This is a genomic window from Streptomyces sp. B5E4, from assembly GCF_039871555.1.
Classification (GTDB): Bacteria; Actinomycetota; Actinomycetes; order Streptomycetales; family Streptomycetaceae; genus Streptomyces.
Window position 1 is genome coordinate 423,632 of sequence record NZ_JBDPMI010000001.1, and the last position, 20,568, is coordinate 444,199.

The 20,568-nt window shown below is 74.1% G+C and carries 18 protein-coding genes; 9 read left to right on the forward strand and 9 right to left on the reverse strand.

Features of this window, described 5'->3' with window-relative positions:
- Positions 1 to 165: 165 nt before the first annotated feature.
- Positions 166 to 1,002, forward strand: coding sequence for a proteasome subunit beta (prcB, locus tag ABGA99_RS01700; protein ID WP_347576036.1), 837 nt, complete (start codon positions 166 to 168; stop codon positions 1,000 to 1,002).
- 99 nt (positions 1,003 to 1,101) lie between these two features.
- On the opposite strand, the gene ABGA99_RS01705 is transcribed toward prcB, so the two are convergent.
- The 3 genes from ABGA99_RS01705 to ABGA99_RS01715 all read right to left on the reverse strand — a co-directional run bounded on the left by ABGA99_RS01705 (position 1,102) and on the right by ABGA99_RS01715 (position 3,369).
- Positions 1,102 to 2,064, reverse strand: coding sequence for an aminoglycoside phosphotransferase family protein (locus ABGA99_RS01705; protein ID WP_347582012.1), 963 nt, complete (start codon positions 2,062 to 2,064; stop codon positions 1,102 to 1,104).
- A 36-nt stretch (positions 2,065 to 2,100) separates the two neighbouring features.
- Complete coding sequence (locus ABGA99_RS01710) at positions 2,101 to 2,325, reverse strand: DUF397 domain-containing protein (RefSeq protein WP_347576034.1); 225 nt, start codon at positions 2,323 to 2,325, stop codon at positions 2,101 to 2,103.
- A 285-nt stretch (positions 2,326 to 2,610) separates the two neighbouring features.
- Complete coding sequence (locus tag ABGA99_RS01715) at positions 2,611 to 3,369, reverse strand: trypsin-like serine protease (protein ID WP_347576033.1); 759 nt, start codon at positions 3,367 to 3,369, stop codon at positions 2,611 to 2,613.
- 214 nt (positions 3,370 to 3,583) lie between these two features.
- Here ABGA99_RS01715 and ABGA99_RS01720 point away from each other — a divergent pair, with 214 nt between their 5' ends.
- The 3 genes from ABGA99_RS01720 to ABGA99_RS01730 all read left to right on the forward strand — a co-directional run bounded on the left by ABGA99_RS01720 (position 3,584) and on the right by ABGA99_RS01730 (position 6,567).
- Entirely contained in the window at positions 3,584 to 4,174 is a 591-nt protein-coding gene (locus ABGA99_RS01720) for a 3'-5' exonuclease (RefSeq protein WP_347576032.1), read from the forward strand.
- Positions 4,175 to 4,362: 188 nt separating this feature from the next.
- The gene (locus ABGA99_RS01725) at positions 4,363 to 5,664 is read left to right on the forward strand and encodes an SAV2148 family HEPN domain-containing protein (protein ID WP_347576131.1); all 1,302 of its coding nucleotides are present in this window, start codon (positions 4,363 to 4,365) and stop codon (positions 5,662 to 5,664) included.
- 147 nt (positions 5,665 to 5,811) lie between these two features.
- Positions 5,812 to 6,567, forward strand: a complete 756-nt coding sequence (locus tag ABGA99_RS01730; RefSeq protein ID WP_347576031.1) for an exonuclease domain-containing protein — start codon at positions 5,812 to 5,814, stop codon at positions 6,565 to 6,567.
- Positions 6,568 to 6,756: 189 nt separating this feature from the next.
- Here ABGA99_RS01730 and erm read toward each other — a convergent pair whose 3' ends face one another.
- Entirely contained in the window at positions 6,757 to 7,653 is an 897-nt protein-coding gene (erm, locus tag ABGA99_RS01735) for an ErmE/ErmH/ErmO/ErmR family 23S rRNA (adenine(2058)-N(6))-methyltransferase (RefSeq protein ID WP_347576030.1), read from the reverse strand.
- Positions 7,654 to 8,140: 487 nt separating this feature from the next.
- On the opposite strand from erm, the gene ABGA99_RS01740 reads away from it, so the two are divergent.
- Positions 8,141 to 8,902 (forward strand): nucleotidyltransferase domain-containing protein, encoded by a 762-nt coding sequence (locus ABGA99_RS01740; RefSeq protein WP_347576029.1) that lies wholly within the window; start codon positions 8,141 to 8,143, stop codon positions 8,900 to 8,902.
- Between the two features lie 69 nt (positions 8,903 to 8,971).
- On the forward strand, positions 8,972 to 10,237 hold the full coding sequence (locus ABGA99_RS01745; protein ID WP_347576028.1) for an MFS transporter: 1,266 nt from the start codon (positions 8,972 to 8,974) through the stop codon (positions 10,235 to 10,237).
- A gap of 60 nt (positions 10,238 to 10,297) precedes the next feature.
- On the opposite strand, the gene ABGA99_RS01750 is transcribed toward ABGA99_RS01745, so the two are convergent.
- A complete protein-coding gene (locus ABGA99_RS01750; protein WP_347576027.1) occupies positions 10,298 to 12,193 on the reverse strand; it encodes an ABC transporter ATP-binding protein in 1,896 nt (631 codons plus the stop codon).
- Between the two features lie 157 nt (positions 12,194 to 12,350).
- Between ABGA99_RS01750 and ABGA99_RS01755 the strand changes: the two genes are divergently transcribed.
- Entirely contained in the window at positions 12,351 to 13,952 is a 1,602-nt protein-coding gene (locus ABGA99_RS01755) for a penicillin-binding transpeptidase domain-containing protein (RefSeq protein WP_347576026.1), read from the forward strand.
- An 81-nt stretch (positions 13,953 to 14,033) separates the two neighbouring features.
- Here ABGA99_RS01755 and ABGA99_RS01760 read toward each other — a convergent pair whose 3' ends face one another.
- Complete coding sequence (locus tag ABGA99_RS01760; protein ID WP_347576130.1) at positions 14,034 to 14,570, reverse strand: DUF1707 and FHA domain-containing protein; 537 nt, start codon at positions 14,568 to 14,570, stop codon at positions 14,034 to 14,036.
- Positions 14,571 to 14,716: 146 nt separating this feature from the next.
- On the opposite strand from ABGA99_RS01760, the gene ABGA99_RS01765 reads away from it, so the two are divergent.
- Positions 14,717 to 15,199 (forward strand): NUDIX domain-containing protein, encoded by a 483-nt coding sequence (locus ABGA99_RS01765; protein ID WP_347576025.1) that lies wholly within the window; start codon positions 14,717 to 14,719, stop codon positions 15,197 to 15,199.
- Between the two features lie 190 nt (positions 15,200 to 15,389).
- On the opposite strand, the gene ABGA99_RS01770 is transcribed toward ABGA99_RS01765, so the two are convergent.
- Entirely contained in the window at positions 15,390 to 16,010 is a 621-nt protein-coding gene (locus tag ABGA99_RS01770; protein ID WP_347576024.1) for a LysE family translocator, read from the reverse strand.
- A gap of 99 nt (positions 16,011 to 16,109) precedes the next feature.
- Here ABGA99_RS01770 and ABGA99_RS01775 point away from each other — a divergent pair, with 99 nt between their 5' ends.
- Positions 16,110 to 17,033: a bile acid:sodium symporter family protein gene (locus ABGA99_RS01775; protein ID WP_347576023.1), complete on the forward strand. Its 924-nt coding sequence runs from the start codon at positions 16,110 to 16,112 to the stop codon at positions 17,031 to 17,033.
- Here the strand turns inward: ABGA99_RS01775 and ABGA99_RS01780 are convergent.
- Positions 16,960 to 18,129: an alpha-hydroxy-acid oxidizing protein gene (locus ABGA99_RS01780; RefSeq protein ID WP_347576022.1), complete on the reverse strand. Its 1,170-nt coding sequence runs from the start codon at positions 18,127 to 18,129 to the stop codon at positions 16,960 to 16,962. The genes ABGA99_RS01775 and ABGA99_RS01780 overlap by 74 nt on opposite strands.
- Complete coding sequence (locus tag ABGA99_RS01785; protein WP_347576021.1) at positions 18,126 to 20,420, reverse strand: MMPL family transporter; 2,295 nt, start codon at positions 20,418 to 20,420, stop codon at positions 18,126 to 18,128. The genes ABGA99_RS01780 and ABGA99_RS01785 overlap by 4 nt, the downstream gene beginning before the upstream one ends.
- Between the last annotated feature and the right edge of the window lie 148 nt (positions 20,421 to 20,568).

The following is a 20,568-nucleotide window of genomic DNA, read 5'->3' on the forward strand; positions in this document are numbered from 1 at the left end:
GAACACTGCGCGAAGCTCAGGTCGCCGGCGCAGACGGCGGCCCGGCAGGTCCCCGCGAGGGTACGGGTAGGGTCGGACGGTGCCTGGGCGGTACGTGCGGGGAGCGGCCCGCGGCCGGACAGGCGAACGGCCGGACGGATCGAAGAGCCGACGAAGGGAACCGCCGTGGAGCACCTGCCGCCCGAATTCCTCACCCCCGGCTCGTCGTCGTTCGTGGACTTCCTCGCCTCCCACGCCCCCGGCCGGCTCCCCGCCAACCGCCGGCTCCCCGGGACGGGCACCGGCTCGGCGGCGGTCGACATCCCCCACGGCACCACGATCGTCGCCGCCTCCTACGCCGACGGCGTCCTCCTCGCCGCCGACCGCCGCGTCACCCTGGGCAACGGCATGATCGCGCACCGGGACTTCGACAAGGTCTTCCCGGCCGACGAGTTCTCCGCGATCGGCATCGCGGGATCCACCGGCATGGCCGAGGAGATGGTCCGGCTGCTCCGCCTGGAGCTGGAGCACTACGAGAAGATCGAGACCGTCCCGCTCTCCCTGGAGGGCAAGGCCAACCGCCTCGGCACCCTCATCCGCGACAACCTCGGCCCCGCCATGCAGGGCCTCGCCGTCGTGCCGCTCTTCGCCGGGTACGACCCGCGCAGCGGGACCGCGCGGATCTACTCGTACGACATCACCGGCGGGCGCGCGGAGGAGAAGGGCTTCGGGGGGACCGGCTCGGGGTCGGTGTACGCGCGCGGGGCGCTGAAGAAGCTGTACCGCCAGGGCATGAGCCAGGACGACGCCGTGACGATGGCCGTGCAGGCGCTCTACGACGCGGCCGAGGACGACAGCGCCACCGGCGGCCCCGACGCCACCCGCCGGATCTACCCGCTCGTCTACACCGTCACCGCGGAGGGCTGCCGGCGGCTGGACGACGCCCGGGTCTCGGAGCTGTCGCTCGCCGTGCTGGAGGGCCGCCGCGGCCGCCCGGACGGGCCGAACGCACCGCTGGCGTAAGCCGGTACGCCGCCGCGGGCCTTACGGGTCCGCGGCGTCCCGCTGATCCCGGTCCGTGGCTCCGGTATCGCCGTACGCGCAGGCCCCCGGCCCGTACCCCTACACACTTCCCACCTCGGCCAGCAGCCGCGCCTCGCCCAGCACGCCCGCTCCGCCCTCCACGTCCCCGTGCTCCGCGCTCCACAGCGCCGCCTCCACCCGCCGGGCCACCGCCCACGCCGCCAGCCGCCCGGCATCCTCGCCCAGCTCACCGGCGAGCAGCGCCAGCCGGGCGGCGACCGTGCGGGGCGGGTCGGCGGTGGCGAAGGGGTCGTCGATCTGCTCCAGCAGGGGGAAGGGGTCGTAGCCGGGGTCGCCGGTCATCGGCTTGGCGTCGATGGCCAGCCAGGGGCGGCGGCCCGCGGCGAGGACGTTGCCCGGGTTGAAGTCGCCGTGGACGACCACCTCGCGCCCGGCGCCGCACGGCAGTTCGCGCAGCAGCCGGGCGCCGTGGGCGACGAGCCCCGCGTCGTAACCGGGGCGCAGCCGCTCCATCCGCTCCTCGACGAGGTCGGCCCACTCGGCGCACACGTCCGCCACCCGCTCCAGACCGCAGTCCGGCGGCACCGGGGCGCTCCACAGCTCGCGCAGCACCTCCGCGCCGAGCCGCAGCCGGTGTTCGGCGCCCGGCTCACCCGCCGTACCGAGTTCGGTGCCCGGCTTGCAGCGCTCCAGCAGCAGGGCGTAGTGCCCGGGGTCGTGGGCGAGGAGGCGGACGGCGCCGCGGCCGTCCCAGATCCGCAGGCCCTCGGCTTCGCCGGCGGCCTCGCGGTGCGGCCACGTCACCTTGAACACCGCGTCGGTGCCGTCCGGCAGCCGCGCCGGCGCCACCCACGAGCAGCTTCCGCCCTTGAACGGGGCGCCGAACCGCAGCGACCAGCGCGTACGCAACTTCTCCACCAGCTCCGGCAGTTCCGCCAGCCAGGCGCGTCCTGAGGCGTGCACGCGCATCTCGCTGAGGACCGGCAGGTCGGGCGGGAAGAGGGCCGGCGGGAGATCGGGGGCCTGCGCGGGGTCGTTCACCGTACGCACGCTACCTGCCGGGCGCCCGGCCGCGCGCTACGCCTCGAAGTGCCCCGACTTCACGCCGGCGACGAACGCCTCCCAGGCGTCCGCGGTGAAGACCAGGGCCGGGCCGTGCGGGTCCTTGCTGTCGCGCACCGGGACCAGAGCGGGGTGGAAGCCGTCCGCGACCTCCAGGCAGGCGGTCGCCGTGGAATCGCTGTAACTGGTCTTGCGCCACCGGGCGTCACTCAGGTCGAACCGGTCGTTCCATGCGGTCATGCCGCCCAGTCTTCCGTCCGCGACCGGAACGCGGCAAGGGATTGTCAGTTGGACAAAGCGGCACCCCGCCGCGGCCGGGATGTCCGCTGCGGAGCGCCGCGCCATGGGGGGCCGGGGAGGAAGTGGCCGTCCCCACGAAGAGGTCCGCCCACCCGCCCCGCGCGCAGTCAGGCGGGACAGGCGGGGCAGGTGGGCGGAGAGTGGACGGATGCGCCCGGTCCGGGCGTGCCGGCGTACGAACCGGGTGCATCCGTCCGGCTTCAGGTGCCGTGCGGCGGGTGGGCCTCAGACACCGGCGATGGACTGGATCCAGGAGCGGTACCGCGTGACGTTCGTGTACGCGGTGGTGGTCTGCCGGTCGCTGGTGGACGCGACGCCGACCTGGATGCCGTTCGCCATCATCGGACCGCCGGAGTCGCCGCCGGCCGTGATGCCGTTGCCGCGCCGGGCGCAGATGGCGTTGCCGCCGTAGGCGTCGCTGCAGCCGCCGGTGACCGTGACGTTGGCGACCTTCAGGTACTGCGACTGGCAGTTGATCTCGGAGCCGCACTGCGAGGTGGCGCCCCAGCCGTAGACCTGGACGCTCTGGCCGACCGTCACGGAACCGGGCTGGCCGAGTGTGGCGTACGTGGTGGAGACGGATCGGTCGAGCCGGACCAGCGCCAGGTCGGAGGAGTGGGTGTAGGTCTGCACACCGTTGGCGAGGGTGCCGCCGCTGGTCTGGTCGAGGCTGCCGATGCGGAAGGACAGCCCGCCGCCGCTGACGCAGTGCTTGGCGGTGAGGATCCAGGTCGGCGCGATGATCGTCGCGCTGCACGTCTGGCGGCCGTTGGAGAACAGCCGCGCGGCCCAGGGGCCGCTCTGGGCGTAGCCGCCGCCGATGATCTTCGTGGACGGCGGCCCTTCGGGCGTACGGGCCTGGGCGGCCGCGGGGACGTCGGCGCCGCGGGCGGACGGATGGTCCGCCGCGACCGCGGTGGCGCCGAAGGTGAGGGCGGCCACCAGGGCGGCGACGAGTGTGGGGAGTGTTCTGGTTATTCGCAAGGTTCCTCGTTTCCGAAGGCACGCGGGTTCGGGTGGGCCCGCGCGGGGAGGGCCAGGGAAGTACCAGGGGTCAGGATTCCGGAAACCGGGAGTTCGCGGTAATCACAACTTCCCATAACGCGCCGCGATGGAAGCGGGCGCGGCGTCCGCCCGCGGCGCCGGTCGCCCGAAAACGCCGCGCGGCGCACGGGCGCCGCGTGCTTGGCTGGTCCGCATGACCACGCAACTCCTCGACCGCGTCCTCGTCGTCGACGTCGAAGCCACCTGCTGGGAAGGCCCGCCGCCGGCCGGGATGAGCCCGGAGATCATCGAGATCGGGCTCTGCGAGCTGGACGTCAGGACCGGCGAACGGCTCGCCCGGCGATCGGTGCTCGTGCGGCCCGAGCACTCCGAGGTGAGCGACTTCTGCACCCGGCTGACCACGCTGACGCCGGAACAGGTCGCGGGCGGCGTCCCGTTCGCCGAGGCGTGCGCGCTGCTGCGGCGCGAGCACGGCGCACGGCAGCGGGTGTGGGCGAGCTGGGGCGACTACGACCGGCGGCAGTTCGAGCGGCAGTGCGCGGCCGGGGAGGTGGCGTACCCCTTCGGCTGGCGGCACGTGAACGCCAAGACGCTCTACGCGCTCGCCCACGGGCTGGGCCGCGAGCTGGGCATGGCCGAGGCGCTGGCGCACGCCGGCCGGGAACTGGAGGGCACCCACCACCGCGGCGTGGACGACGCGTGGAACATCGCCGGGCTGCTCGCGGACGTCCTGTGGGGCGGGCGCCCGGCCACCGCCGAAGTGCCGCCCGGCGGCGGGGCGTAAGCGGGCGCCCCGGGCCGCCGGAGGGTCGTCCGCGGGCCGTCCGGGGGCACTTGGCGGAGGCGTCGGGCCGTTCGCGGGTCGTTCACCGCCCGCCCGGGTGACAACCGCGAAACCCGGCACGGCAGTTGGGTTACCCCTGGCTCGATCAGGATGCGGCCCGGGGATCGTGGCAGTACGCTGCCGTGATCGTGGAGCTGGGCGCGGAAGGCGGTACGGGCGTGGGTGCGGGCGGTCTTGAGCTGCCCCCGGCAGGCGGTCCCGAGGATGAGGGCCGCGAGGGTGGCGGCCCGGCCGAGCCGCCACCCCCGCCCGGGACGGTGTCGCTGGCCCGGCCGATGGAGATCGGCGCGGAGATCGGCTGGGGCCAGGACGACTGGGACGAGGTACGCACCCGCGCGGCACGCGCGGGCCGGGCGTACATCTGGCTGAACGTCGTCGAGCAGCGGCTGCGCTCCGTCGTCGCCTCGGTACTGCGCCCCGTCTACGAGCCGGTGCACGGCGAGGAGTGGGTCGTCGCCGCGGCGGGTCCCGCGGGCCAGGAGTGGGTGCAGCGGGCGGTCGCGGTGCGGGAGGTCAGCCGGCGCAAGGGCTACCTGCTCGACCCGGCCGACGACAACGTCATCAGCTTTCTGACGCTGCCGCAGTTGCGTGAGCTGATGGTGCAGCACTGGCCGTGCTTCGAGCCGTACCTCGACGACCGGCGCGACCTGGAGCTGGCGCTCGACGAGCTGGAGGTCGCCCGCAACGTCGTCTCCCGCAACCGCGCGCTGTCCGGCACCGTGCTGGCACAGGCCGAGCGCGCGGCGAGCCGGCTGCTGCGCCTGCTCGGCGCCGACGACCAGCCGCCGTCCGCGGACCGGCTGCCGGTCGACGCGGTGGAGGACCTGGTCGGCGACCGGTACGCGGACGTGGTCGGCGTCCACCCCGACCGGGTCGGGCTGCAGCGCGCGCTGCCCGCGGAGGACCTCTTCGGCGGTGCCCGGCGGCTGGACGCCATCGGCATCGGGCTCAACCTCCTGGTGCAGAACTACTCCGGCCGCCGGCTGGGCCGGCTCGCGGAGGGCGGCTGCCGGATACGGCTGCTGTTCCTCAACCCGGCGAGCAGCACGGTGCGCCGGCGGGAGCGCGAACTGGGCATGAAGCGCGGCGAGCTGGCGCGGGCGGTGGAGACGAACATCATCCACATGCGCCGCGTCCGGTCCCGGCTGCGCCCCCAGGGCGGCGGGGACGCGGCCGGGGCGTTCGACATCCGGGTCTTCGACGAGACGCCGCGGTTCACGGCGTACCTGATCAACGGCGACCGGCCGGACGGGCTCGGCGTGGTGCAGACGTACCTGCGGCGGGCGCGCGGCGCGGAGGCGCCGGCGCTGGTGCTGCGGGCCGCCCGGCGGGAGCTGGTGCACGGGGAGGGCGGCGGCGAGCCGGGCCTCTTCGAGGTGTACCGGGAGGAGTTCGAGAGCTTCTGGACGGACGCGCGCCCGGTCTCCTGACGGCCGCCGCGCGCTCCTCCGCACCCCGTGTGGACGCCCCTTGTCCACGCGCCTTGAACGCACCCCGATATCCGGAATCTTGAGGTCCGGTATGTCAGTGGCGGGTGAGAGTGTGGAGTCACTGGCCACGGAGCAGGGAGGGCGCCCATGGGGTGGTACGGGGAGCTGCTGGTCGGCTTCGACCTGGAAACGACCGGGACGGACCCGGGGGAGGCGCGGATCGTCTCCGCCGCCGTTGTGGAGGCCGTGCGCGGCGTCCCGGCGCGCAGGCGGGAGTGGCTGGCCGACCCGGGTGTTCCGGTGCCGCCGGAGACGACCGCGATCCACGGGATCACCGACGAGCGGGCGACGACCCACGGCCGGCCCGCGGCGGAGGTCGCGGACGAGGTGGCGGACGCGCTCGCGGCGTACTGGGTGCGCGGCGTCCCGGTGGTGGCGTACAACGCCACGTTCGATCTGACGTTGCTGGCCGCGGAGTTGCTCCGCCACGGGCTCGCCCCGATGCGCGAGCGGCTGGGCGGCGGGGAGGAGGGCCCGGTGATCGATCCGTACGCGATGGACCGGACGGTTGATCCGTTCCGGGAGGGCAAGAGGACGCTGGAGGCGGTCTGTGTGGAGTACGGGGTGGTGCTCGGCCGCGCGCACGACGCCGCGGAGGACGCGCTGGCGGCGGTCCGGCTGGCGGTGGCGATAGCCGAGCGGTACGGGGACGTGGCATCGGCCGGCGCATGGGAACTGCACCGCGGCCAGGCGGGCTGGCACGCGGAGCGGGCGGAGGGCTACCGCCAGTGGCTCGCCCGCCAGACCCGTGACCCGGCGTCGGCACCGGGGCCGGACGCCGCGGCCCGGGCGGCGGAGCCGGTGCCGAAGAGGGGCTACGGCCCGGACGGGGCGGTGGCGTAGCGGAGCGGGAGCAGCCGGTGCGGAATCGATTCCCCGGCGCGGCACGGGCGTTGACGCCCGGCGCCCGCCGGGGGACGGGGGCCTGACGGCAGCGTGCGGCTGCTCCCGCAGGACGCCGGGCAACGCGGCCGCCCCCGCCCGCTGTGCGGGCGGGGGCCGTTGCCGCGCGCTGCCACGCGAACCCGGGCGTCAGTGCAGCGTCTTGTGCAGGGTCAGCCACTGCGCCGGGGTGACATAGGCCACGACCGTGTTCTTCGGGAGGGCCGCCGCGCGGAAGGCCGTCGTCAGGTGGCCCGTCGAGTGCCCCGCGCGGCGCAGGGACGCGTACAGGCTGCCGCCCGCGCCGCCGAAGCCCGCCTCGGCCATGCGGCGGTACGCCGCCTCCTGGCCCCGCGGCAGCAGCGGCTCCCGGCGGCGGTCGATCCGCAGCACCGCCGAGTCCACCCGCGGCACCGGCCGGAACGACTCCCGCGGCACCCGCCCGCGCAGCCGCCACTCGTGCCACGGCCAGGTGCGTACGGTCAGCAGGCTCCAACGGCCGTAGTCCCCGGTCCGCTTGCGGGCGTATTCGAGCTGGGTGACGAACGTCGCCGACTCCAGCCGCGGTGCGCGCAGACACCAGTCGACGATCCCGGAGGTCCGCGCGTAGGGGACGTTGCCCACCACCGCGAACGGCTCCCGCGGCGGCCGGGCGGCGAGGAAGTCCTGCCCCACGACGCGGACATGGGGGTGGGCGGCCATCCGGTTGCGCAGGCCGGGGAGCAGCCTGCCGTCGATCTCGTAGGCGATCAGCTCCCGGCAGTGGGGTGCCAGCGCCGCGGTCAGCGTCCCGGTGCCGGCGCCGACCTCGACGACCAGCCCGCTGCCGGACCCCGGCGCCGCGAGGCGCACCACGCGCTGCGCGACGGCGGGCCCCGCCAGGAAGTTCTGGGAGAGGGAAAGGGACCGGGAGCGGGAGCCGCCCCGGGTGTCGGTGCCCCGGCCCCCCTCCGGGGAGCCGCGGCGGCGGTTGGTGCGGGCGTTGCCGCCCGTGGTCGTGCGGGCGTCGGCGCGACGGTGCGTATCGGAGTCCGCGCGTGCGGACATGCGTCGGTGAGAGCGGGCCACAGCCTGCCGTCCTTCCGGGAAGAAGTGCGTTCCTGGACTGGCGGATGGCCCTGGCCGGGCAGCGCGACGTCGGCCCTCGGCGGGGCACGTGAACGTGACGGGAAAAGGCCCGGCGGGCGCGCTCAACGCGCGCGGATCGCGGGGGCTGCGACGGGGTCGCTCAGCGGGAATGCCGTCCCGGGCTGCCGGTCAGGGCGCCGGGACCACGCGAGGGCGATACGGCACGAGGGAGAAGGACGCGTGCCGCGAACCCGCGTGGCCACCGGTGCACAGACGGGTCATCCCGCCGGTGCCCGCGCAGCAGCAGCTCGCCACGGCGTCTCCTTGTCCCGGATTGCCTCGGATGCACTTCCGCCCCCACCCTAGCCGCCCACCCACCGCCCGCGCACACCGTTTCCCGGCCCCGGCCCCGCACGCTCGGTGCAGGGGCTGCTACGCTCCCGCCTGGGCCGGACCCGGGAGCGAGATGACCACCGCTGCCTTTCCCACCTCCCTGCACCGCACGGTGCTCGAGGTGGTGCTGACCGAACTGCGCGCGGACCCCGACGTCCGCGGCGTCCTGCTGTCCGGATCTCTCGCCCGCGGCACCGGGCGCCCCGATTCCGACCTCGACGTCCTCGTGGTCACCGCCCTCGACCCGGTACGCCGGGCCCCCTGGCGGTCCCGGCGCCGGCCGCTACCGGTCGACCTCGTGCCCCGCACCGCCGAGCAGTGGCGCTCCTGCTTCGCCCCGCACCGCGTCGGCGACGAGTCCTGGGGCTACGCCTTCCTCGACGGCGTCCCGTTGCACGACCCCGACGGCGCCGTGGCCCGGCTCATGGCCGACGCCGCGACCATCCACGCCGGCTACCGCACCCCCGCACCCGTCAAGGCGCACTACGCCGAGCTCTGGGCCCACGTCGTACCCAAGATGCACGCCGTCCGCCAGCGCGGCGACCCCGTGGAGACGGGCTGGGCGGCGGCCGTGATGACCAACGAGCTGATCCGCACCCTCTGGGCGGCCAACGACCTGCCCAACCCCTCGCTCGATCTCGGCACCTGCCAGCGCCACCTGGACGACCTCAAGGCCCCCGCCGGCGTCACCGACCTGATGCGCGCCGTGCTGCGCGCCGCCCCGCGGGACGCGCTGCGGCTGCAGTTGGAGCTGGTGGCGGACGTCCTGCCGCTGCTGGCCGCGCGCGACGCCGCACCCCCTCGGCCGGGGGCGAAGGGCGGAGCATACCGCTAGCGGGGCCGCCGGGGCGGGACGAACGCGCTCCGGTTTCGCCACGCCCCGGCGGCACGGCAAGCTCCCTCCATGGCATCCGCATCCCCCTGGCGCGTGCCCGCCTTCCGACGGCTGTACGCCGCCACCGCCGCCGATCAGATCGGCATCCAGGTCGGCCATCTGGCCCTTCCGCTGGTGGCGCTCGGTCTCGGCGCGAGCCCCGGTCGGATCGGCCTGCTGGCCGCGCTCGGCACCTCCGCATACCTGCTGATCGGGCTGCCCTGCGGGGTGTGGGTCGACCGGCTCGGCTGTGTGCCGGTGCTGGTGACCGCCGCCCTGGCGCGGGTCGTGCTGCTCACCGCCGTGCCGCTGGCCTGGTGGTTCGGCACGCTCACGCTGCCGCACCTGTACGCGGCCGTGCTGCTGGCCGGCTGCGCCACGGTCTTCTTCGACGTCGCCTCGCACAGTTGTCTGCCCGCGGTGGTCGGGCGGGAGGCGCTGGTCCGGGCGAACGCGGGCGTCGTCAGCCTCTATGCGGTCGGCAGCGTCGCCGGGCGCGGGGCGGGCGGGCTGCTCGTGGAGGTGCTGACGGCGCCGGTCGCGGTCGCGGCGCAGGCCGTCAGCCATCTCGCCGCGGCCATCTCGCTCACCGGGATCCGCGGCGGCACCTCGCGCCGTACGAGGCCGGCGCGCGCGGCGTCCTGCCGGCTGGCCGCCGAGATGCGCGACGGGCTGCGGCACGTGCTGGGCAGCCGCGAACTGCGCCCGCTCGCGCTCGGCGCCGCCCTCGCCAACCTCGGGGCGCAGACCGTCAACACCATGATCCCGGTGCTCTTCGTCCGCCAACTCGGACTGCCCGCCTGGCTGCTGGGCGGCTACTGGGTGCTCTGCGGCGCCGCGGTCTTCGTCGGCGCCCGGCTCGCCCGGCCGCTCGCCGCCCGGCGGGGGTGCGGGTGGACGCTGGCCACCGCGGGGCTGTGCGTCGCGCCGACCGCGCTGCTCGTACCGTTGCTGAGCCGGCCGCCGTGGCTGTGCCTGGCGGGGGCCGCGGGGATGGCGCTGGTGTCCGTGAAGATCGGCATCGACAACGTGCTGGGGCTGAGCCTGCGGCAGGGCCTGACGCCGGACGCGTTGCTGGGCCGGATGAACGCCACGTTCCGCTTCCTGCTGATGGGTTCGGTCGCGCTGGGCTCGGCGCTGTCCGGGGTGATCGGTGAGCTCGCCGGCGTACGGGCGACGCTGTGGACGGGGGCGGTGATCCTGGCGGTGGCGGCGCTGCCGCTGTACTTCTCACCGGTACGCGCCCGCCGCCACCTTCCGGGCGCGCCGGTCCCCGAACCCGACCCGGTCGCCTGAGACCACCGCACCGCCGCCGCGCCCGTACGTCCCGCGCACCCGCACCCGTACGCTCCTGCCCTACGCCTCCTGCGCCACCAGCTCCCCGGCCCCGCCGTCCTCCGCGAACTGCGTCCGGTACAGCTCCTCGTACCGCCCGCGGGCCGCCAGCAGCTCCGTGTGCGTGCCCCGCTCCACGATCCGGCCCGCCTCCACCACCAGGATCTGGTCCGCGGCCCGCACCGTGGACAGCCGGTGCGCGATGACCACCGCCGTGCGCCCGGCCAGCGCCTCCGCCAGCGCCTCCTGCACCGCCGCCTCCGACGTGGAGTCCAGGTGCGCCGTGGCCTCGTCCAGCACCACCACGCGCGGTTCCGCGAGCAGCAGCCGGGCGATCGTCAGCCGCTGCCGCTCACCGCCCGACAGCCGGTAGCCCCGCTCGCCGACGACGGTGTCCAGGCCCTCCGGCAGCGCGGCCATCAGCTCGTCCAGCCGCGCCTTGCGCAGCGCGTCCCACAGATCGGCGTCGCTCGCGTCCGGCCGCGCCAGCAGCAGGTTCTCGCGGACCGACTCGTGGAAGAGGTGCCCGTCCTGGGTGACCATGCCCAGCGTCGCCCGCACCGAGGCGGCCGACAGGTCGCGGACGTCCACGCCGCCGAGGCGGACCGTGCCGCCGTCCGTGTCGTACAGCCGCGGGATGAGCTGTGCGATCGTCGACTTGCCCGCGCCCGAGGAGCCGACGAGGGCGACCATCCGGCCGGGCTCCGCGCGGAACGACACCCCGTGCAGCACCTGCGCGCCGGCCTTGGTGTCCAGCACGGCGACCTCCTCCAGCGACGCCAGGGACACCTTGTCGGCGGCCGGGTAGCCGAAGTCCACGCCGTCGAACTCCACCGCCACCGGGCCCTCCGGCACCTCCCGCGCGTCCGGCCGCTCGGCGACCAGGGGCTTGAGGTCCAGCACCTCGAAGACCCGCTCGAAGCTGACGAGCGCGCTCATCACCTCCACCCGCGCCCCCGCGAGCGAGGTCAGCGGCGCGTACAGCCGGGTGATGAGCAGGGCGAGGGCGACGACGGAGCCGGCGTCGAGGCTGCCGCGCAGCGCGAACCAGCCGCCGAGGCCGTAGACGAGCGCGAGGGCGAGCGCGGAGACGAGGGTGAGGGCGGTGATGAAGAGCGTCTGCACCATCGCCGTGCGGATCCCGATGTCCCGTACCCGCGCCGCCCGCTGCCGGAACTCCGCCGACTCCCGGTCCGGCCGCCCGTACAGCTTGACGAGCGTGGCGCCGGCCGCCGAGAACCGCTCGGTCATCTGGGTGCCCATCGCGGCGTTGTGGCTCGCCGCTTCGCGCTGCAGCCGGGCGAGCCGGGCGCCCATGCGGCGGGCGGGCAGCACGAAGACGGGCAGCAGTACGAGCGCGAGGAGGGTGATCTGCCAGGACAGCCGCAGCATGACGGCGAGCGTGAGCAGCAGCGTCACCAGGTTGCCGACGACGCCGGAGAGGGTGTTGGAGAAGGCGCGCTGGGCGCCGAGGACGTCGTTGTTGAGCCGGCTGACGAGGGCGCCGGTGCGGGTACGGGTGAAGAACGCGACGGGCATGCGCTGCACGTGGTCGTAGACGGCGGTGCGCAGTTGGAGGATGAGCCCTTCGCCGATACGGGCCGACAGCCAGCGCGCCACCAGCCCGAACCCCGCCTCGGCGACGGCGATGGCGGCGATCAGCAGCGCCAGGGAGACGATCCGGCCCCGGTCGGCGTCGTTGACGATGGCGTCGACGACCTGGCCGGCGAGCAGCGGTGTGGCCACGGCCAGTGCCGCGGTCACCACGCTGAGCAGCACAAACCACTTCAGCAGCCGCCGGTGCGGCTGGGCGAACCGCCAGATCCGCCCGAGCCCGGCCCGCGACAGCGGGCGTGTGTCCCGCTGTGCGGTGACCGTGCTGTGGAGTGACTGCCAGGCGGTGGCCTGCATGTCCATCGGGTTCTCCCGTCTCGTGGAGCGCGGCCGGGTGCGGCGGCCTGCCCCGTAAAGCTAGAACTTCAACCTTGGTTCAGTGCAACCGCGGAGTGTCGCAGGCCGCGGGTAGAGTCATGGGCGGCCCTTGGGGAGGGGCCTCGACGGCAGGGGGACGCGCATGCGAACCGGAGCCAAGGTCGTTTTATGCCTGGTGCTCGCCGGAATGGCCGCACTGGCCGTGTTCGGTGTCACCCACATCTACCAGGCGGTCGCCGGCGGCGACGACGGCCCCGACGTGCCGACCGGCCCGCCCGGCGCGGCGGAAGTGCGCACCACCGCCCGTGACTTCCTCGCCGCCTGGGCCGGTCGGCGCCCGGGCGGCGCGGCCCGGCTGACGGACTACGCCGCCGAGGCCCAGCCGGTGCTCGGGGCGTACTTCACGGACGCCCGGGTGCGGAAGGTCACGCTGGAGCCGGGTGCGGCCAGGGGCGCCACGGTGCCGTTCTCGGTGACGGCGCGGATCGTGGCCGAGGGGCACGCGAAGACGTGGAGGTACGACTCCGAGCTGACGGTCGTACGCGGCCGGACGACCGGAAAGCCGCTGGTCGACTGGGACCCCTCCGTCGTGCACCCGGACCTGGCCGACGACAGCCGGCTGGTGACCCGGGAGGGCGAGACCCCGCAGGTGATCGCGGTCGACGCGGACGGCGGGACCCTGAGCGCGCAGAAGTACCCGTCGCTGGGCCCGGTCTTCGCCCAGCTGCGCGAGCGGTATGCGGGCAAGCTGCGCGGCGAGCCCGGCATCGAGGTGCTGATCGAGCCGACCGACGGCGCGGGGCGCGCCAGGCCGCTGCTCGGCATCTCGAAGGGCACGCCCGCGAAGCTGCCGACGACCCTGGACGCCGGGGTGCAGAAGGCGGCGGAGCGGGCGGTACGGGAGCACCGACGGGCCTCCGTCGTGGCCGTCAGGCCCTCCACCGGCGAGATCCTCGCGATCGCCAACGCCAGGGGCGGCGGGGAGTTCAACGACGCGCTGCAGGGCGCGACGGCTCCCGGCTCCACGTTCAAGATCATCACGTCGGCGGCGCTGCTGGCCGGGGGCGTCACGCCCGGGACGCCGGTGAGCTGTCCCCGGACCTACGCGCACGACCAGGGCATGACCTTCCACAACGTGGAGGGCGGCGCGATCGCGGACGCCACCTTCGCGCAGGATTTCGCACAGTCCTGCAACACGGCGTTCGTCTCGCTGAGCGACGAGCTGGCCGGCGACGAGCTGGCCGGCACCGCCCGCCGGTGGTTCGGCCTCGGCGAGGACGACTGGCAGACGGGCGTGGCGACGTTCGACGGCGCCGTGCCCGTGGCGGAGGGCGACGAGAAGTCCGCGGCGCTCATCGGCCAGGGCCGGGTGCAGATGAATCCGCTGAACATGGCGTCCGTCGCCGCGACCGTCGCCTCGGGCGGCTTCCGGCAGCCGGTGCTGCTCCCGCGCTCGTTCGACGACCGCGAGGTCGCCACCGCCGAGCCGCTGCCCGCGCCGGTGGCGGCGGACCTGCGGCGGATGATGGAGCTGACCGCGGCCGAGGGCACGGCCGCGGGCCTGGGACTGGGCGCCGGGGCGGGCGCGAAGACCGGCTCGGCGGAGGTCGACGGGCAGGAGCGGCCGGACAGTTGGTTCACCGCGTACAGCGGCGACGTGGCAGCGGCGGCCGTGGTGCCGGAGGGCGGCCACGGCAGCGAGGCGGCGGGACCGTTGGTGAGCGCGGTGCTGGCGGCGGGGTGAGCACGGAGGGCGTGGGCCGTACGGCGCGGGCGGCGGTACTACGCGCCCGGCCCCCGCGACCGCCGCGTGCGGGCGCCGCGGTCAGCGGGCCGTCAGCAGGTACCGGGTGTGGCCGAAGCCCAGCTGGTCGCCCGGCCGGACCGGCGCCTCGCCCGTCAGCCGGCGGCCGTTGATGAACGTCCCGTTCGTCGAACCGAGGTCCCGCAGCAGCCACACCCCGCTCGCGCACCGCAGCTCCGCGTGCATCCGCGAGACCGTCTCCTCCATCAGCCGCAGCCCGTTGCGCGGATCCCGCCCGATGCGCAGCGGGATCGCCCCCGGCGCCGGGAGCATCAGCGGCGGCAGCCGCTCCGCCTGCCATGCCTGCTTCACCCGCACCCCGAGCGACGACGCCTTGGCGACCGTGCCGAGTATCGCCCGCGTCAACCGCCCCTCGCGCGGCGGCAGATCAGCGGTCAGCGCCGCCAACTGCTCGTGGGAGTGAGCGGCGAAGGCCAGGTCCACGCGGGCCAGGAACGTGTCCTGCGACAGCCGGCCGTCCGCCGCGCCGTCGCGCAGCAACTCGATCGCCCTGTCCCGCTCTTCGTCGGAGACACGCGGGGTCCCCGCCGGGTACACGGGGAACGCGGAAGATGTGGGGTGGTCGGAGCCTGACACCTTCGAATTGTCGGGCTGAGCGGCAGCGGGTGTCCAGTACGCTTCCGTTCCCGTACGTACCCGTGACAAATGATCGACGCACCCGCCCCAGCCGTTAGGGTCGCGGTATGCGCACACCCCGCCGCGCCGCCCGCCTCGCGCTCCTCGACCCGGACGGCGCGATCTTCATGTTCCGCTACGACGACGTGGAGGCCGGCATCCACTGGGCCACCCCCGGCGGCGGCCTCGACCCCGGCGAGAACCCGCGCGCGGGCGCGGTGCGCGAGCTGCACGAGGAGACCGGCTGGACGGACGTCACGGCCGGCGAGCTGCTCTGCACCTGGGTGCACGACTTCACCCGCCAGGGCGTGCCGGTGCGCCAGCACGAGCACATCTACCTGGCCGCGGGGCCGCGCCGCGAGCCGACCGCCGCGGCGGTCGCGCGGCACCCGGAGGACCGGATCCTGGGCTGGCGGTGGTGGCCGCCGGCGGAGGTCGCCGAGCCGTGCGAGCCGCTGTGGCCGCCGCCGTTGGCCCGCCTGCTCGCGGAGCGCCGCGGCGGGCCGGTGGACCTCGGCTACCTCCCCGTCGCCCCTTCGCACCGCGCGTAGCACCGGATACGCGCTATCCGGCGTCCTCGGTCGTGACGAAGTCGCGGTCCGCCACCGACGTGCCCTCCGGCGTGCTCCGAAAGATCCAGTAGCCGGACTCCTCCTGCGGCGCACGGGTGCGTCACGTTCCGGTCAGGGTCGCATCCCGGCCCGTACGCCCCCCTTGCACCCACGCGCCCGCGAACCCCGCTCAGTGCTCCACGGCCAGCCGGATCCCCAGCGCCACCAGCACCGTGCCGGACACCTGCTCCAGCCGCTTGCGTACCCCCGCGCGCGACAGCAGCCCCTTCAACCGTCCCACGAACCACACGTACACCGCGTACCAGCCGACCTCGTACACCGCCCACAGTGCCGCGAACGCGACCGTCGTCGCCAACTGCGGCGCCGACGCCGGCACGAACTGCGGCAGGAACGACAACGAGAAGATGCCCACCTTCGGATTCGCCAGGTTCAGCAGCAGCCCCGCGCGGTACGCGCGCCACGACGTGACCTCCGGTCCCGCCCGGTCCGCGAACTCCGCCACCGCCCCCCGCCGAGCCGCACGCAGCGCCTGCACCCCGAACCAGATCAGCACCGCGGCTCCGGCCCAGCGCATCACGTCATACGCCATCTGCGAGGCCGCCAGCAGCGCCGTGAGGCCGAACGCGGCGACCGTGCCCCACAGGAAGACGCCCGTCTCGTTGCCGAGGACGGTCATCATCCCGGCGCGGCGGCTGTGCATCGAGTTGCGGATGATCAGGACCGTGCTGGGGCCGGGCGTGGCGGCGATCAGCGTGCAGGCCCCGAGGAAGGCGAGGAGAGTCGCGAGCATGCGCGCCATCCTGGGCCGGGCACAAGCGGAGGCGCCATCGAATTAACGGGACCATTCCGGCCTGGACATTGCGCCGCGCGACCCAGCAGGCTATTGCGCGTGAACTCCCCGGTAACGACCGTCATGATGCCCGTCGTCCTCGCCGTGATCATGTACGGCCTCGGTCTGGGCCTGACGCTCGCCGACTTCCGGCGGGTCAAGCACCACCCCCGGGCCGTCGCCGCGGCGCTGGTGTGCCAGGTGCTGCTGCTGCCCGCCGCCTGCTTCGGGCTGGTGCTGGCCTTCGACCTCGCGCCCGCGTACGCGGTGGGGATGATGCTGCTGGCCGCCTCGCCCGGCGGGGCCATCGCCAACTACTACAGCCGGCTCTTCGGCGGCGACGTGGCGCTCAACATCACGCTCACCGCGATCAACTCCGGACTCGCGCTGTTCTCCCTGCCGCTGATCGTCAACTTCTCGCTGGAGTACTTCGACGTCGGCGGCGACTCCCTCGGCCTGAACTACGACAAGATCCTCCAGGTGTTCGCGATCGTGCTGGTCCCCGTCGGGCTCGGCATGCTCACCCGGGCCCGCGCCCCGCGGGTCAGGGAGCGCATCGACCGGCCGGTGCGGGTGGCGTCCCTGTTCGGGCTCTTCCTGGTGATCGTCGGCGTGGCCTGGGCCGAACGGGACCGGATCGCCGAGTCGTTCGTGGACCTCGGGCCGATCACGTTCCTGTTCACGCTGCTCTCGCTGGCCGTCGGCTACGGCGCCACCCGGCTGGTGCGCGCGGCGCACCCGCAGGCCGTGGCGTGCTGCTTCGAGATCGGCATGCACAACGTGGGCCTGGCCATGACCATCGCGGTCAGCCCGACGCTGCTGGACAGCACCGCGATGGCCATGCCGGGCGCGGTGTACGCCGTCCTCAGCTACGTCGCCGCCACCGCCGCGGGCTACGCGCTGCGGGCCATCAGCCCGGAAGCCGGCGCACGTCGTCCGGGCGCAGTTCGGGCACCGAGCGGTGACCCGACAGCCCCAGGGTGAGGTCGAGGTCGGCGAGGAGGCTGCGCAGCACGTGCGTGACGCCCGCCTCGCCGCCGTGTGCGAGACCGTAGACGTACGGCCTGCCGTACAGCACCGCACGCGCGCCCAGCGCCAGGGCCTTGAGCACGTCGGCCCCGGTCCGTACGCCCGAGTCGAAGAGCACCTCGACCCGGTCGCCGACCGCCTCGGCGACCTCCGGCAGCACGTCGAGCGACGCGACCGCGCCGTCGACCTGCCGGCCGCCGTGGTTGGAGACGACGACGCCGTCCATGCCCGCGGCCGCGGCGCGGCGGGCGTCGTCCGGGTGCTGGATGCCCTTGAGGAGGATCGGCCCGTCCCAGTGCTCCCGCAGGAACGGCAGCCGGTCCCACGTCCGGTCCGTACCGGTGAACATCGGCACCCAGCGCAGCACCGCCGCGCCCAGGTCCTCCTCCGGCGGTTTCTCCAGACCCGCGCGGAACGCCGGGTCGGAGAAGGCGACGGCGGTGCCGACGCCGCGGATGAACGGCAGGTAGGCGGCGTCGAGATCGTGCGGACGCCAGGCCAGGGTCCAGGTGTCGAGGGTGACGACGAGGGCGGTGAACCCCGCGGCGCGGGCGCGCGCCAGGATGCTGGCGCACACCTCGTCGTCGTTCGGCCAGTAGAGCTGGTACCAGCGCGGGCCCGCGCCGCTCGCCTCCGCGACCTCCTCGATGGTGTACGAGGAGGCCGTGGACATCACCATCGGGATGCCGAGGGCGGCGGCGGCGCGGGCCGTGGCGAGTTCGCCGTCGGGGTGCACGATCGACTGCACCCCGACGGGCGCCAGCAGTACGGGCGCGGGGAGCGCGGTGCCCAGCACGGTGGTGGCCGGGCTCCGCTCGGTGGCGCCGGTCAGCATGCGCGGGACGAGGCGGACCCGGTCGAACGCCGACCGGTTGGCCCGGGCTGTGGCGCCCGAGCCGGCCGCGCCCGCGACGTACCAGAACGGACCGTCCGCCAGTCGCTCGCGCGCGGACTGCTCCAGCGCGGTGAGGTCGGTGGTGAACGGCGGCAGCTTGTCCGCCAGCCCGTTCAGATAGATCTCGTTCTGGTAGTTGCCGAACGGCAGGTTCATCGGCGGCTCCCTTCGACCAACGGAGAGTCTGCGGGAACCGGCGGCGGAACGCTACCCATGGGTACCGGCTGCGGCTCGGCGTGCTCCAGGTCGGGCAGCCGGCGAAGCGCCTTCGGGAAGTACCAGTTGCGCTCGCCGAGCAGCGCCATCACCGCGGGCAGCAGCACGCCGCGGATGATCGTCGCGTCGATCAGCACGGCCGTCGCCAGCCCCACGCCCATCTGCTTCATGGACTGCATCGACAGCGTGCCGAAGATCGAGAACACGGCGACCATGATGACGGCCGCGCTGGTCACCACGCCCGCGGTGGTGATCACCCCCTGCGAGATGGCGTCGGCGGTGCTCCGCCCCTGTGCCCGCGCCTCCTTGATCCGCGAGACCACGAACACGTGGTAGTCCATGCTCAGCCCGAAGAGGATGACGAAGAGGAACAGCGGCAACCAGGCGACGATCGCCCCGACGCCCTCGGCGCCGACCAGACCCGCGCCCCAGCCGTGCTGGAAGACCATCGTCAGCACGCCGTACGCGGCGCCCACCGACAGCAGGTTGAGCAGGATCGAGGTGACGGCGATCGTCAGCGACCGGAAGGCCATCAGCATCAGCAGGAAGGCGAAGGCCACCACGAAGAGGAAGACCGGCACCACCGCGCCGACGAGCTGGTCGTTGAAGTCCTTGCTCCCCGCGACCTGGCCGCCGACCGGCGCCTCGACGCCGTCCACCGCCTCCAGCGTCACCGGCCGGATCTCGTCGCGCAGCAGGGCGAGGCTCTTCTCCGCCTCGTCCTGGTCGGAGCCGCCGACGAGCGGCACCTCGATGATGGCGACGTTCTTCTCGTCGTAGACCTGGACGTCGATCGGGCCCTTGGACGCGCCCGTGTCCAGCGCCTGTTCCTCGAAGTCGACGAGGGCCTTGCGGACCTCGGGCGCGTTGATGTCGTCGGCCCTGACGACCACCTCGGCGGGGTCGGAGCCGCCCGGGAACGCCTTGTTGATCCGGTCGTAGGTCTGCACGATCGGCAGCGAGTCGCCGAACTCCTGGTCCAGCGTGAGGTTCGCGGTGTTCATGCCCACGGCCGGCAGAGCGATGGCCGCCAGCGCGCCGGTGGCCACGATCACCGCCGCCTTCGGCCGGCGCAGCACGCGCGTCAGCACGGCCCGCCACACCCGGCTCTCGCCGCCGGCGTTGGTCCTGCCGCGCTTGAGCCGTGCCAGGAACGGCACCCTGCCCTTCTCGACCCGCTCGCCGAGCAGCGACAGCATCGCGGGCAGCACGGTCACCGAGCCGACCATGGCCACCGCGACCACCATCAGCGACGCCACGCCCATCGCCGCGAAGTCGGCGAGACCGGTGAAGAGCATGCCGCACATCGCGACGATGACCGTGATGCCGGAGACCAGCACCGCGCGCCCGGAGGTGGCGGCGGCGATCTCCAGCGCGGTCCGCGCGTCCCGGCCCCTGGCCCGCTCCTCGCGTTCGCGGCGCAGGTAGAACAGGCAGTAGTCGACCCCGACGGCCAGCCCCACCAGCAGCATCACCGAGTCGGCGACGTCGCTCATCGGCTGTACGTGGCTGACCACGCCCATCAGGCCCATCGTCGCCACGATCGCGGTGATCGCCAGCACCATCGGCAGCAGCGCGGCCACGAACGCACCGAAGACGATCAGCAGGATGCCGAACGCGATCGGCACCGCCGAGTACTCCGCCTTCTTGAAGTCCTCACCGAAGGCGTCGTCGAAGGTCTTCTCCATGCTGGCGCCGCCGATCTCCTCGATCAGCAGGCCCCGTGACTCGTGCGCGTCCTGGACCTTCGCGACCGCGTCGGTGACCGGCTCCACCCGGTCCGCCGCGGTCTCCGGGTCGCCCTTCATCCGGAACTGGACCAGCGCGGAGCGCCCGTCCGCGGAGATCGTGTCGCTCTCGTACGGCGAGACGACGTCCGTCACCTCGCCGGTGCCCTCGACGGCCCGGACGACGTCCTCGACGGCCGTACGGAACTCGCCCGCCGACGCCTTCAGCTCACCCCGCGGCGACTGGACGAGCACGCTCTCGCCGACCGGCTCGTCCACACCCGCGTCTTCCAGGATCTTCGCGGACCGCCCGGTCTCGCCCGGGACCTCCTCGCTGTCGCTGACCTCCGCCCGCCCCGCCGCGGAGCCGGCGACCGTCGCCAGCACCACGAACAACACCCAGATACCCACCGCGGCCCAGCGGTGGGTGACGCTCCAACCGCCGACGGCCGCGGCGACGCCCTGACGCCGCTTCGTGTGCCTCGGCGCCCTCGGTGCCCCCATCGTCCTTCTCCCTCGTGCGCGGCGGCGGCACACTGCCCCCACCTGCCGATACGACGCTAGAGAAGGGCGGGCCCGGTCCCCATCGTGCTGGCTGGTGAACCCGATGGTGTTCAGCTCCACCGAAAGGAGGGGGGTTAACCCCACCCCG